Origin of the sequence: Stappia sediminis, from assembly GCF_009826895.1 — a bacterium.
In the GTDB taxonomy this organism is placed as follows: domain Bacteria; phylum Pseudomonadota; class Alphaproteobacteria; order Rhizobiales; family Stappiaceae; genus Hongsoonwoonella; species Hongsoonwoonella sediminis.
This window is the reverse complement of record NZ_WUMV01000009.1, coordinates 263,196-276,859: the sequence shown is the minus strand read 5'-3', so window position 1 is coordinate 276,859 and position 13,664 is coordinate 263,196. Positions and strand designations below refer to the sequence as shown.

Genomic DNA, 13,664 nt, shown 5'->3' with positions numbered 1-13,664 from the left:
AAGCTTTCCGCCCCGGCTGTGAAGATCGCAACCGCAATGCTTTGCAGCCGGGGCCTTCCGTATTACGAGTCTCGGTAACCTCGCAGTCGCTCTCGGCTGCGGGGCGCTTTTGCAGGAGAACTCACTTGCCGAGCCTTCAGGACCTGATCCGGGAAAAGGGTGCGCTGCTCGCCGATGGCGCGACGGGCACGAACCTATTCGCCATGGGGCTGACCTCCGGCGATCCGCCTGAAGAGTGGAACGTCACCCAGCCCGACAAGGTGCGCGCGTTGCACGAAGGTTTCGTGAAGGCGGGATCGGACATCATCCTGACCAACACCTTCGGCGCGAACAGGCACCGCCTGAAGCTGCATAACTTTCAGGATCGGGTGGCCGAGTTCAACAAGGCAGGCGTGGCGATTGCCCGGAATGTGGCCGAAGCCGCCGATCACCCGGTGATCGTGGCGGGCTCCGTCGGCCCGACGGGCGAATTGCTGGCACCTCTCGGCGCGCTCACTTATGAAGACGCCGTCGAGGCCTTCGCCGAACAGATCGCGGCGCTCAAGGAAGAGGGTGCCGACGTCGCCTGGATCGAGACCATGTCCTCGCCGGACGAGATGAAGGCGGCGGCGGAAGCGGCTGCGAAATGCGACATGCCTTTCGTCGTGACGGCAAGCTTCGATACGGCGGGCAAGACGATGATGGGCCTTTCGCCCAAGGGCATGGGCGAGCTTGCCGGCCAATTCGCTTGCGAACCGGTCGCCTACGGCTCCAACTGCGGTGTCGGCGCATCTGACCTGCTGGCGGCGATGCTCGAAATCACCGAGGTGAACCCGGATGCCATCGTCATCGCCAAGGCGAACTGCGGCATTCCCGAAATCCGGGGCGACGAGGTGGTCTATACCGGCACGCCGGACCTGATGGCTCGCTATGTCGAGCTGGCGATGGATGCGGGCGTGAAGATCATCGGCGGCTGCTGCGGCACATCAGCCGAGCATATCGCCGCAATGCGCAAGGCCATGGATACGCACAAGGCAGAGACCCGCCCGGATCTTGAGCGTATCACCAGCGATATCGGTCCGCTTGTCGCTCCGCCTTCGGCCGGGAACGGCGGCGAGGGCAGGCGGTCGCGGCGGAGAAGGGGATGACAGGTTGCTGGCGACACAGCGCTTGGAGGGAGATCCCGGCTCTGCGAAGCATCACTTCGTGCTGCACCGCGTCCGGGATGACAAGAGAGATGCGTTGGAGCTAGAGCATATCCCGCGAAATCTGAGCCGAATTTCGCGATCAGGATGTGCTCAAAATATTGATATTGGAGCCGATTTCTTATCACGAAAGCGTTCGCGCTTTCGTGGAAAGCCGCTTTTCGAAGAAAGCCAGGATTTCGTCTCTTGCCTGCAAAGTGGGTTCGCCCGCCACGTCGATGAGATGCTGCGTAAATACGGAGTGCGGGAAAGGGACGTGTTTTTCGAAGAACGGATCGACGCTGGCATTCGCCGCGCTGTCCGGCAGCGTGCGGGGCATGAAATTCGGCCCCAACGCCTTGGAATAGGCCGCGAACCGCTGCGCCTTGCAAATCTGGTCTCCCTCGAAGCGATAGGCGAGAACGGTCAGGTCTTCATTTTCCAGACGCTGGCGTACGGCAGCCAGTTCCTCAGGTGAACTTTCAATGCCTTCCGGATCGTCAAGCGGAAGCGATGGCTGCGCGACGACCGGGGCAAGCACTTTCGGCTCCAGCATCATCGAAAGGGCGAAGTTGCCGGTAAAGCACATGCCGATTGCGCCAACACCTTCCCCGCCGCATTCCTCGTGAGCGTGCCTCGCGAGAGCGCGCAGCCATTCAGTGACAGGGCTTGCGCCTTTCCCTGCTAGCGCATGAAATTCAAAGCTGATGCAGGCGCGCCTGAAAACAGCGGCCCCTTCATCCGCGCTCGGGACCGCGCCATCCGGCCCGAACAATGAGGGCATGAAAACGGTAAAACCAGCGTCACGAACCCAGCGCGCGAAACGGGCGATGCGGGGGCTGATTCCGGGCATTTCCGCCATGACGATCACGGCCGGTCCTTTTCCCGAGACGTAGACACGTTTGGTGGTGCCGTCCAAGGTGATCTGCCGAACTTCGAAATCGGTCAGCGGATCCGCTTCGATCCGGTTGTTTTCCATGATGACGCTATCCCATATAAGTCTGTATTTTGAACTCAGCTCGTTTTCAGCTATCTGGTTCCAAATGTCAAACTCAGATAATCGGACGGACATCAGGCATCGAGCGGCGGTTCCGAAAGAGGCCTGCCCAATGGCACTGGCAACTGAAGTTGTCGGAGACCGTTGGACGCTTCTTGTCCTTCGAGAGGCTTTTTACGGTGTGCGGCGTTTTGACGATATGCGCGCCGATCTCGACGTAACGCGCTCCATGCTGTCGGACCGGCTTCGCAAGCTCGTCGAGAACGGATTGATGACGCGCCAGCCCTATCAGGAGCCGGGCGAACGGGTGCGCTATAGCTACGTGCTTACGGAAGCCGGCAGGGAGCTGGCGCTGACGATGCTTGCCTTGACGCAGTGGGGCGAAAAACACGTCAGCCGGAGTGAAGCGCCGGTGCAGGTTGTCAGCGGCAAGAGCGGCCGGCGACTACATGTGACATTAGTGGATGAGGCGGGGGAGATCGTTCCCCTGGAAGAAGCCAGACTGGCGCTCAGGACGGATACGGCGCCTTAGACAAGCAGTCCTACCCCCGCCGCCGTCTTCGACGACGTCCGCCGTCATCCGGTGCATCCGCTTCGTCCATCACCCTTGGCGCGGGCAGGGTCACGGCGGCGCGAAGCTTCTCGAAGGGATCGACCTTGTTCGGGATCGCCATCGCGTTGACGAAATGCTCCTGGAATTTCGGCTCAAGCGCCGTTTCGATCTTCTCGATGTCGCGTACCACACGCTCGATCTCGCGCCGCTTGGCACGGTTGACGAGAGCGATACGCGCGCCCGTGCCCGCCGCGTTGCCGATGCCTGAGACATTCTCAAGCTCGCAATCGGGAATAAGGCCGAGGATCATCGCGTATTTGGTATCGATGTAGCTGCCGAAGGCGCCGGCAAGGCGGATACGCTCGATCGGCGCGCCGCCGAGCTTATCCTGCAACAGCTTCACGCCGGCATAGAGCGCCGCCTTGGCAAGCTGGATGGCGCGAATATCCGTCTGGCGGATCGAGATCGGCGTCGTGAAATCGGTGATGTGATACTCGAACGTGCGCCCGTTCTGGACAATGCGCGGGCTTTTCGCGGCAAGAGAGCCGTCTATCAAGCCGTCGGTCGTGATAACGCCCGCCATGTAAAGCTCGGCTACGGCCTCGATGATGCCGGAGCCGCAAATGCCGGTTACGCCGACGAATTCGGCAGCTTCCGCGAAATTCTCCTCGTCCGACCAGGGATCTGCGCCGATAACCTTGAAGCGCGGTTCAAGCGTCTCGGGGTCGATGCGGATGCGCTCTATCGCACCGGGAGCCGCACGCTGGCCGCAGGAGATCTCCGCCCCTTCGAAGGCAGGCCCTGTCGGCGAACTGGCCGCAAGGACACGCTCACGGTTGCCGAGGACGATTTCGGCGTTCGTGCCGACATCGACCAGAAGCGTGATCGGGTCGCTGTCATAAGGCGCGGTGGAAAGGGTTGCGGCTGCCGCATCCGCGCCGACGTGTCCGGCGATGCAGGGCAGGGTGTAGACCCTTGCGCCGAGGTTCAGGTCGAGATCGATATCGATTGCGCGGGTATGAACCGCATCGGAAACCGCAAGCGCGAACGGCGCACCGCCCAGTTCCGTCGGGTCGATGCCGAGGAAAAGGTGATGCATGATCGGATTGCCGACGAAGACGGCATCCAGAATGTCGCTGCGTTTCGCCCCGATGTCATCCACCAGCTTCTGAACGAGCGAGTTGATCGCGTCGCGTACGGCTTTAGTGAGGTCCGGCTGACGGTCCGGGTTCATCTGCAGGTAGGAGACCCGAGACATCAGATCTTCGCCGAAGCGTATCTGCGGGTTCGACGTGCCGGCGGAGGCGACGGTGCGCCCATTCGTCAGGTCGCAAAGGTGAGCGGCGATCGTGGTGGAGCCGATGTCGACGGCCATGCCGTAGACCGTGCGCTTTTCACCGGGCCAGAGCGCGATGACAGTGGGCCGCGCCTTGTCGTCCTGCCAGATTGCGGCCGTGACGGTCCAGTGACCAGCGCGAAGCGTGCCCTGAACGGAGCGCAGGAGCGTGAAATCGAGCGAGAGATCCTGAATTCCGGTTTCGCTCTTCAGCGCATCCAAAAGACGGTCGGCATCGCCGCGCGGAACTTCCATATCCGGTTCGGCGATGGTGACGGTGACCAGCGAAACGGTGCTGTCGACCGGCACGCGAACGTTTTCGGCACGCTTGCGCACGATCTGCCGGTTGGTTTGAGCTTCCGAGGGCACATCGATGACCATGTCGCCCTGGACCGTCGCCTGGCAGGAGAGACGGCGATCGGGCGCAAGGCCGCGAATTTCCTTGTAACGGGCTTCGGCGCTTGTCACTTCGCCCAGATTGTCGCGCGAGGAGACTATACCTTCCTTGGCGAAGGTGCCTTCCGAACAGCTTACCTGGCAGCGACCGCAAGTGGCGCGACCGCCACAAACGGACTCAACGTAAACGCCCAGCGAGCGGGCAGCATCGAGCACAGGCGTGCCGACGGGGAATTGACCCCGCCGGCCGCTCGGCTGAAATACGACTTTCGCGAGTTTTTGCGTCACCGTCATAGTGTACAGGCTTACGCTTGCGCGCGGCGCCTAGATTCACGGCCGCCACGGCGGCGTCCGGCACCCGCATCCGCGGATGCTCCCGGCGCACCGGTGGAAGCGGCGGCGCCGGCGCCATGGTCGCGATAGGTCATGATCCAGTTGGTGCAGTTCGCATCCGTGCCGTTCAGCACGTTGGCGGCATGCACCATTTCCATCTCCTGCGGGCGGCAGGGGTTCATGATGGCGCTGGTCATGCCGGAGGCGATCACCATGGGGATGAAGGCCGCGTTGATGCCATGGCGATGCGGCAGGCCGAAGGAAATGTTCGACAGGCCGCAGGTGGTGTTGACCTTCAACTCCTCACGCAGGCGGCGCAGCAGGCGGAAGACCTGCTGACCGGCGGTGCCCATGGCGCCAATTGGCATGACGAGCGGATCGACCACGATGTCATGCGCCGGGATGCCGTAATCCGCCGCGCGCTGGACGATCTTTCTCGCCACCTCGAAACGCACGTCCGGATCTTCGGAGATGCCCGTCTCGTCGTTGGAGATCGCGACGACCGGCACGTTGTACTTCTTGATGAGCGGCAGGATCGCCTCGAGCTTTTCCTCCTCGCCCGTCACCGAATTCACGAGCGGACGGCCCTTGGCGACCTTGAGGCCGGCCTCGATCGCCGCCGTCACCGAACTGTCGATCGACAGCGGAACGTCGACAAGGTCCTGCACGATCTCCAGCGTCTTGACGAGGAGCGGCGGCTCCGTCTCGTTCGGGTTCACCGCCGTCACGCCCGCGTTGACGTCGAGCATGGTCGCGCCCGCGGCAACCTGATCCAGCGCGTCCTTGACCACCGTCTCGAAGTTGCCCTCGGCCATTTCTGCGGCAAGCTTCTTGCGTCCGGTCGGGTTGATGCGTTCGCCGATCACGCAGAACGGCTGGTCGAAGCCGATTGCGATTTCCTTCTTGGCGGACGCGACGATGGTACGGGTCATTGAGCTACCTCGTAGGCCTTGGGTAGAGGGGCATGGGTCTGAAAGGACCAGCTACCACGCGACACCAGCCATTCGGACGTCTTCTGGATGCCGCCGAAGGGATAGACGTGGATCTGTTCGAGCTGGGTGTCGGGACGCGCCTCGATGCGAGCTTCGAGCGGACGGACCATCGTTTCCGGATCGTAGCCCGAGAGCATTGAAACAACGGCGCCGCCACGCTTCTTCAGGAAGTCGATGGAATTGCCGATGCCGGCGAATGCTGCGTATTTCATCAGCGTCGTCAGTTTGGCGGGACCGGCCACGCCCACGTGCACCGGGAACTTGTTGCCCCAGGCCTGCAACTGGTCAAGCCAGACGCTGACGGCATGCGGATCGAAGCCGAACTGGGTGACGATATGGAAATGCGCGTCGCTTTCGGCGGCAAGCTCATGCTTGCGGGCGAGGAACGCGCGGATCGTGTCCTGCGGGATCGCGGGCGCGCCTTCCGGATGACCGGCAACGCCGATGCTCTCGATGCCGAGCTCGTCGAAAAGTCCGGTCTCGATCAGCGCGACGGAAGAGGTGAGAGGGCCGCTCTTTTCCGCTTCACCGGCAATCGTCAGCACTTCGCGCACGCCCGCTTCAGCCACGAGACGGCGGATGCGCCGGTCGAAAGCCTGAACGCTCGGATAGCGGCGCGCAGCCAAATGCGGCACCGGAACGAGACCGGCTTCATGAACCCGCCGGGCGGCCAGCACGATATCATCCTCGCTCGCGTTGCCCAGGTCGGTGATGTAGGCTCGCGTCAGCTTCGGCAGATAGGTCAGGTTTTCAGGCTTTTCCAGAACCTGGCGCGGTGAGACTTCCGTGGAAGCCGCGATAAGCCCCTGGGCGTTGAGGCGGGTGTCAGGCATGTTCGAACCCTCCGTTTTCGACGAGCGTCTTCAAACGCTCGGTCGGGAACGCGGCTTCAAGCTCCGCCAGGGCCGCGTCGGCTTCCATCTCAAGATCGTCGCTTACGGAATGAGGCTCGCCGCGCCGCCACTCGGCCAGATAGGCGTCGGTATCCCGCGCACCCACCTTCATCGCGCAGCGATCGATCGCCTGGATGAAACGCTCCGGCAGTTCGCGGCGCGCGGACTTGCGGCCCGCCTTCACCAGAACCTGTGCCGGGATGTCCCGCCAGAAGACGACGATTCTGTCTGCCATTCCTTCGCTCCGAATTGTCGGGCCATCATGCCTGCGCATGCATTTCGGGTCGGCTTTCACACGACATCCGCAATCGAAAATGCGACGTGGCGATTTCAGGTTTTACTCAAGGTGCCAGTATTTCCGCGCAGATAGTCTGCCTTGGCGTCGAGACGCCAAGTCGTATTCGCGATATTTTCGAGAATTGGGATCAGGACCGACGCAGGAATTCGTCCAGCAGGCCGTATCCCGTGAAGCGTTTTTCAAAACGAAGGCCGAGGCGGGAGGCGGCGTGGCGCGCCCGTTCCTCAAGCTCGTCATCCTCGGTTTGCGCGATATAGAGCAGGCGGGTGTAATGCTCGAAATATAGATCGCGGAGTTCCGGGTTGGAATCGAGGCCGAGCGGGCGGATAACCAGCGTTTCGAAATGACGGGCCAGAAAGTCCGTCAGATAGAAGGTGCCAAGCTCGCGTTCGGCTTCTTCGTCGAAAGCTTCCAGACCGGTAAAGAACGCGTAGCAATGCGCACCCGCAATGCGCTCCACACCTTCTTCCTCGATCAGGCGGTCGATCTCGCCGCCTGTTCCGCAGTCGCCATAGCCGACGAGGATCTTGCCGTAGCTCTGCTTAGCGGTGTGGATCGCGTTGCGCAGGGCGGACGGGATCTTCTGCGGGCGATTGTGCAACTGCGCCGGAAGGCACTGAAGATCGACATGCTTCAGCCCGTGCTGCTCGATCACCGCAAGCACTTCTCGCGCAAGCGCGCCGCATGCAATGATCAGCACGCGCGTGGCCGCATCGCCAACGATCGGGACATTGCCGCCCGGGGTCGATGCGGTCCACGCTTCAGCCGTCATGCGGTCAGGCCCCCTTGGCCAGCTGGTTGTGCTTGCGCATCATCAGGTCCTTGGCGATTTCCACCGTAACGGCGGCATCGCGGCAATAGGCGTCCGCGCCGATCGCCTTGCCGAACTCCTCGTTAAGCGGCGCGCCGCCGACGAGAACGACGTAATCGTCGCGCATGCCCTTCTCGATCAAGGTGTCGATCACGACCTTCATGTAGGGCATGGTCGTTGTCAGTAGGGCCGACATGCCGAGGATGTCGGGCTGGTGCTCCTCGATCGCGGCGAGGTAGTTCTCCACCGGATTGTTGATGCCGATGTCGATCACCTCGAAGCCGGCGCCTTCCATCATCATCGAGACGAGGTTCTTGCCGATGTCGTGAATGTCGCCCTTGACCGTGCCGATGACCATCTTGCCGACCTTCGGCGCACCGGTTTCGGCAAGCAGCGGGCGAAGAAGGCCCATGCCCGCCTTCATGGCATTGGCGGAAAGAAGCACTTCGGGCACGAACAGGATGCCGTCGCGGAAATCGATGCCGACGATGCGCATTCCCTCAACGAGGGCGTCCGTCAGGATCCTGTAGGGCGTCCAGCCCCGCTCGAGCAGTATCTCCACGCCTTCTACGATCTCATCCTTGAGGCCGTCGTAAAGGTCGTCATGCATCTGCTCGACGAGTTCTTCGTCGGAAAGGGACCGGAGGTCGAGTTCTTCGTCGGACATCAATCACTCCATGCACGCCAAAAGGCTTGCTCTCCACCGTACCACGGCGGCGGCAAGTCCGGCCGCTTGACAACATCCCGGCGTTTCCGGCGAGGGCGGAAAAATTGGCCGCTCGGCGAAAGAATCCGGTTTTCTGCTTATTACTTTGAGGTCAGCCGCCCATTCGTAATATCTTCAAAGCGACATACCGGGTCGCTACAGCGACAACCTAGCGAAGCTTAAGTAAAAACATGCAAATTGCGCCGTTACGTCAATACGCGCGGCACTCCTCCCGCCCGGGGCGGGCGGGAGGGAAGTTTCCGGGAGCTGCCCTTAAAACAGACCTTCGATCAACCCGGCCTCGTCCAGGCGGATGTGGTTGGCCGAAGGCACCCTCGGCAGGCCCGGCATGGTCATGATCTCACCGCAGATGACGACGATGAAACCGGCACCCGCCGAAAGCCTGACCTCACGGATCGGCACGATATGGCCGGTCGGCGCGCCGCGCAGGTTCGGGTCGGTCGAGAACGAATACTGCGTTTTCGCCATGCAGATCGGCAGATTGCCGAATCCGTCTTCCGTCCACTTCTTCAACTGGTCGCGCACGGCCTTGTCTGCGGCGGCGTCGTCCGCACGGTAGATGCGGCGGCAGATGGTCTGGATCTTTTCGAACAGCGGCATGTCGTCCGAATAGAGCGGGCCGAACTGGGCGCCGCCGTTTTCGACAAGCTGAACGACCTTCCTTGCCAGTTCTTCAGTCCCGGCGGAGCCATCGGCCCAGTGGCGGCACAAGACCGCCTCCACGCCATGTTCGGTGGCATAGGCTTTCACCGCCGCGATCTCGGCTTCCGTGTCGCCGCTGAAATGGTTGATCGCGACGACGACCGGAACGCCGAACTGCTTCACGTTGTCGATGTGGCGGCCGAGGTTTGCGCAGCCCTGCTTGACGGCCGCCACATTTTCCGCGCCAAGTTCGTCCTTCTTCACACCGCCGTTCATCTTCAGCGCGCGGATCGTGGCGACGATGACCGCCGCCGACGGTTCCAGCCCGGCTTTGCGGCATTTGATGTCGAAGAACTTCTCCGCACCCAGATCCGCGCCGAAGCCGGCTTCCGTCACGACGTAATCCGCAAGCTTCAGCGCCGTTTGGGTCGCGATAACGGAGTTGCAACCGTGGGCAATATTGGCGAACGGCCCGCCGTGGATAAAGGCCGGATTGTTCTCAAGCGTCTGCACGAGGTTCGGCTGCATGGCTTCCTTGAGAAGCACCGTCATCGCGCCATCCGCGTTGAGGTCCCGCGCGGTCACGGCGGTCTTGTCGCGGCGGTAGCCTATGATGATGTCGCCGAGGCGGCGCTGCAGGTCGTCAAGGTCCGTGGCAAGGCAGAGGATCGCCATGATTTCCGAAGCGACTGTGATGTCGAAACCTGCCTCGCGCGGGAAGCCGTTCGCCACTCCGCCAAGCGAGCAGACTATCTGGCGAAGCGCACGATCGTTCATGTCCATGACACGGCGCCAGACCACGCGGCGCGGGTCGATCTCCAGTTCGTTGCCCCAGTAGATGTGATTGTCGATGAGGGCGGACAGAAGATTGTGCGCCGAAGTGATGGCGTGAAAATCGCCCGTGAAATGGAGGTTGATATCCTCCATGGGCACCACCTGGGCATGGCCGCCGCCCGCAGCACCCCCCTTCATGCCGAAGCAGGGGCCGAGCGAAGGTTCGCGCAGGCAGATCGCCGCCTTCTTGCCGATGCGGTTAAGCCCGTCGCCCAGCCCGACGGTGGTCGTCGTCTTGCCTTCACCCGCCGGCGTCGGGTTGATCGCGGTCACCAGGATCAGCTTGCCGTCCGGCCTGTCCTTGAGCGTTTCGATGAAATCGGCCCGGACCTTCGCCTTCGTCTTTCCGTAGTTTTCAAGCGCGGAAGGGGGGATGCCCAGTTTCTCGCCCACTTCGTTGATGGGCTGCATGGATGCCGCCCGTGCGATTTCGATGTCGCTCGCCATAACCAGTCTCTCCCGAAAAACTCTGCCGCTGCGCCCGGCTTTTTGCCGCGATCGCCTGTGACCAGGAATTGTTTGGGAGGCTAGGGGAGGTAATGCAAGTCGACTGTTGAAAATCCGACGTCTGCTGACACGCATTCGACCCATGCTGGGTGCTTTGCGAAAAGGGGACCGGAAAATAAAAAAGGCGCGTGAAATTCACGCGCCTTTTTCCGTCGATTGCGGAACCGCGGCAGTCGGTCAGCGCGACGCGATGCGCGCCGTCGAGTTGGAATTGCGCCGGCTTCCTTGAGCCCAGAAGTAGTTCTGGCGCTCTTCCGTCGGCGTGCAGCCATAACGCTCGCGATAGCATTTCGTGAAATGCGAGGTGGAGGCAAAGCCGCAGGCAATCGCCACGTCGAGCACCGCACGGTTGGTTCGCCGCAGCAGGTCGCGTGCGGTTTCGAGGCGAAGCTTGAGGTAATATTGACCCGGCGTGCAGTCGAAATGACGGCGGAACAGGCGCTCGAGCTGGCGCGGGCTCAGGTTTACCGTCATGGCGAGTTGCTGGCAGGACAGCGGATCCTCGATGTGCAGGTCCATGATGCGGATCGCATCGAGAATCTTGGTGTTGGAAATGCCCGTGCGGGTTTCCAGGTCGTGGCGCTGCGCCGATTCGCCGGAGCGGATGTTGTGGTACAGCGCCATCTCGGCAATTTCATGGGCGAGATAGGCGCCATGCTGGATCGCGATCACGCGCAGCATCATGTCGAGCGCGGCCATGCCGCCGGCGCAGGTAATGCAGTTACGGTCGATCGCGAAGATGTCGGCGGAAACCTCCACATCCGGGAATTCCTCGCGGAAGGAGCGGAGGTTTTCCCAATGGATCGTGCAGCGGCGGCCTTCGAGAAGGTTGTAGCGCGCAAGTACGTATGAGGCGGTGCAGACGGCGCCGTAAGTCCGCCCGCGTGCGTTCAGCCGGCGAAGGCGGATACCAAGCTCACGGCTGAGGGGGATGCGCTCGACATCGACGCCCGCGCAAAGCAGCGTAATGTCGGCGTCATCGAGCTCCGTTATCGAGCCGTCGACGGAAACGCGACAGCCATTGCTGGCCGCTACTTCGCTGCCTTCGAGCGAATAGGTCTTCCATTCATAGAAGTCGTCGCCGATCAGCCGATTGGCAAGGCGAAGAGGTTCTATGATCGACGAAAACGCGATCATCGAGAAATTGTCGAGAAGTACCAGAGCGATACGCTGCCGCTCGGATGTCCGCACGCTACCAGCCATATTCCGCACCCGCATTTCGAAACGCCGGAAGATCTTATTGTTTATTATCCATCAATGCGGGTTATACACCCATTTGTCAAATAAAATTCATGGATTTGTAAGTTGCCATACTTAAAACGCAATTTCAACAACTCGAAAATAAAAGAAAAAAATCGCTATATGCTTGTATTTCGTGTGACTGCGTCAGTTTATCGGTGGCAGCTCAGGGAAATCACGCACGCCAATCGGATCGCGTATCAAATCCGTTTTTACTGCGTTGAAGTTTTGCGGATTACGGAGGCCAACCAGAGCTTTTGAGGCATAAGGCGAAATTTTTCGACCGTTATTCGAAAGCTTCTTAAGATATGCGCCTATATTCAGCAAGAATGAGGAAATTGTTTTGCCGGTTTCCGGCTCCCGGTGCAATCACGAAACGCTGATCAAGAACAATAGGAGAGGGCGCACCAATGGCGGTCCCCATTACATATCCCGCAAGACCCGATTCGGGCTTTGCTGGATATGCCCTCGAAGCGGATGTCAGCCGGACGTTTCAGGCAATAAACGACTTGATATAGCGAAGCTTCAGCACGGCATCAGGATAAAGCCGCGAGCAGATTTGCCCGTAAAGCGGCTGGACAACCCCGTTGAAACGACGCTTGAAGGCGTCGGACGGCGTCTCCTCGCGCGTGCCGCTGACGTTTGCTTTCGGGTAGGCGGCTTGTGTCGGTTCGACGCCTATGAAGCTGCAAAGTGCATCGATATCGAAGTCCGATCCCGTTTTCATGATCATGAAGTTCGCTGGAGACCGCTTTTCGAAAAACTCGGCCACGGCTTCATTGTGGCGCTCATAAAAATCGGTATATGCGCCCTTGAAGCCGTGCGGAAAACGCGTGCCAAAGAAACGCTTCTGCTTGTGTTTGACCGGATGCGCATAAATGTTGTGGCGCAGCATGCTTGCGTACCACGTTTCGGCGTCTTGCCTCGTGCTCAAGATGTATTTCGCATTGGAGCCGTAGCGCTCGAACAAGGCTTCATAGGCAAATGGCGTCGGGACATCGCAGTGATATTCGCCCTGATCGTAAAAGCGAGCCATATCCGCCAGGCGGTGGGCATAATAGTATTTGCTGAGGGTGTGGCTTTTTCCGTAAGCCGCAACGCCATTGTCGAACATGAACGACAAAAGGCTCGACAGCCCTGTTTTTGGCAACCCCAGGCAAAAAATCTTCATGGCACAGAGTGTCCGCTCGCACATCAGTTGAAGCGTGCATATACACCTATGCGCCGGTTGGCAATTTCTTGCCAATCGGATTGCAGAAACGGGTGCCCGGTTGTCGGCCTGAAGCGCGCCGATCATGGTGGACGGACGGGGAAATTGGCACGATGTACCATCCGTGAACGCCATGGCGCTCGTTCGCGAGACCTTGCCAGACGGCAAAAACCTCGCGGCGGGCTGCGCCGTTCACTCGCAATTCAAGGCAGGAAATCGGTGGGCGAATTCGGCATGGCGCGGCTTCTCATAGTCTATCATTCAAGAACCGGCGGCAGCCGGCAGATGGCCGAAGCGGCGGCCGCTGCAGCAAGGCAAGAAGCCCGGACAATTCTAAAATCCGCAGACAAGGCCGGGCCCGACGATCTCCTGCAGGCCGACGGCTACATTTTCTGTGCTCCGGAAAACCTGGCAGCGATTTCGGGTGTGATGAAGGATTTCTTCGACAGATGCTACTACCCGGTTTTGGGGCGACTGGAGGGACGCCCCTACGCCCAAATGATTTGCGCGGGCTCTGACGGTGAGAATGCGGCTCGCCAGATTGCCCGCATTGCAAAGGGATGGCGTCTGAAGGAAGTCCAGCCGCCCCTGATCGTTTGCACCCACGCCCAGACACCCGAGGAGATCCTTGCCGAAAAGACGATTGGCGAGGAGCAACTCGGCCTTTGCCGCGACCTCGGGGCAGCTATGGGGGCAGGGCTCGCAATGGGCATGTTTTGAGCAGGTTATGTGG

At 60.6% G+C, this 13,664-nt stretch carries 13 protein-coding genes; 3 read left to right on the top strand and 10 right to left on the bottom strand.

What is annotated here, in order from left to right; genetic code table 11:
• Nucleotides 1-125 precede the first annotated feature (125 nt).
• Entirely contained in the window at nt 126-1,127 is a 1,002-nt protein-coding gene (bmt, locus tag GR183_RS19700; protein WP_160777377.1) for a betaine--homocysteine S-methyltransferase, read from the top strand.
• Nucleotides 1,128-1,308: 181 nt separating this feature from the next.
• Here bmt and GR183_RS19695 read toward each other — a convergent pair whose 3' ends face one another.
• Nucleotides 1,309-2,142 carry a dienelactone hydrolase family protein gene (locus GR183_RS19695; protein WP_160777376.1) on the bottom strand — a complete coding sequence of 278 codons (834 nt, stop codon included), beginning with the start codon at nt 2,140-2,142 and terminating at the stop codon, nt 1,309-1,311.
• A 130-nt stretch (nt 2,143-2,272) separates the two neighbouring features.
• On the opposite strand from GR183_RS19695, the gene GR183_RS19690 reads away from it, so the two are divergent.
• On the top strand, nt 2,273-2,692 hold the full coding sequence (locus GR183_RS19690; protein ID WP_160777375.1) for a winged helix-turn-helix transcriptional regulator: 420 nt from the start codon (nt 2,273-2,275) through the stop codon (nt 2,690-2,692).
• Nucleotides 2,693-2,702: 10 nt separating this feature from the next.
• Here GR183_RS19690 and GR183_RS19685 read toward each other — a convergent pair whose 3' ends face one another.
• The 9 genes from GR183_RS19685 to GR183_RS19645 form a co-directional block, all read right to left on the bottom strand.
• Nucleotides 2,703-4,739 carry an ASKHA domain-containing protein gene (locus GR183_RS19685; protein ID WP_160777374.1) on the bottom strand — a complete coding sequence of 679 codons (2,037 nt, stop codon included), beginning with the start codon at nt 4,737-4,739 and terminating at the stop codon, nt 2,703-2,705.
• Between the two features lie 11 nt (nt 4,740-4,750).
• The gene (locus tag GR183_RS19680) at nt 4,751-5,710 is read right to left on the bottom strand and encodes a methyltetrahydrofolate cobalamin methyltransferase (protein ID WP_160777373.1); all 960 of its coding nucleotides are present in this window, start codon (nt 5,708-5,710) and stop codon (nt 4,751-4,753) included.
• Nucleotides 5,707-6,603, bottom strand: a complete 897-nt coding sequence (locus GR183_RS19675; protein ID WP_160777372.1) for a methylenetetrahydrofolate reductase — start codon at nt 6,601-6,603, stop codon at nt 5,707-5,709. The genes GR183_RS19680 and GR183_RS19675 overlap by 4 nt, the downstream gene beginning before the upstream one ends.
• Entirely contained in the window at nt 6,596-6,898 is a 303-nt protein-coding gene (locus tag GR183_RS19670) for a virulence factor (protein ID WP_160777371.1), read from the bottom strand. The genes GR183_RS19675 and GR183_RS19670 overlap by 8 nt, the downstream gene beginning before the upstream one ends.
• Nucleotides 6,899-7,088: 190 nt before the next feature.
• Nucleotides 7,089-7,733 carry a DUF1638 domain-containing protein gene (locus GR183_RS19665; protein ID WP_160777370.1) on the bottom strand — a complete coding sequence of 215 codons (645 nt, stop codon included), beginning with the start codon at nt 7,731-7,733 and terminating at the stop codon, nt 7,089-7,091.
• A gap of 4 nt (nt 7,734-7,737) precedes the next feature.
• The gene (locus GR183_RS19660; protein WP_160777369.1) at nt 7,738-8,439 is read right to left on the bottom strand and encodes a cobalamin B12-binding domain-containing protein; all 702 of its coding nucleotides are present in this window, start codon (nt 8,437-8,439) and stop codon (nt 7,738-7,740) included.
• Between the two features lie 312 nt (nt 8,440-8,751).
• A complete protein-coding gene (locus GR183_RS19655; protein WP_160777368.1) occupies nt 8,752-10,422 on the bottom strand; it encodes a formate--tetrahydrofolate ligase in 1,671 nt (556 codons plus the stop codon).
• 237 nt (nt 10,423-10,659) lie between these two features.
• Nucleotides 10,660-11,685: a GlxA family transcriptional regulator gene (locus GR183_RS19650; protein ID WP_160777367.1), complete on the bottom strand. Its 1,026-nt coding sequence runs from the start codon at nt 11,683-11,685 to the stop codon at nt 10,660-10,662.
• Nucleotides 11,686-12,214: 529 nt separating this feature from the next.
• Nucleotides 12,215-13,066 (bottom strand): sulfotransferase, encoded by an 852-nt coding sequence (locus tag GR183_RS19645; protein ID WP_208999924.1) that lies wholly within the window; start codon nt 13,064-13,066, stop codon nt 12,215-12,217.
• 99 nt (nt 13,067-13,165) lie between these two features.
• On the opposite strand from GR183_RS19645, the gene GR183_RS19640 reads away from it, so the two are divergent.
• A complete protein-coding gene (locus GR183_RS19640; RefSeq protein ID WP_160777365.1) occupies nt 13,166-13,651 on the top strand; it encodes a flavodoxin family protein in 486 nt (161 codons plus the stop codon).
• Nucleotides 13,652-13,664 lie beyond the last annotated feature (13 nt).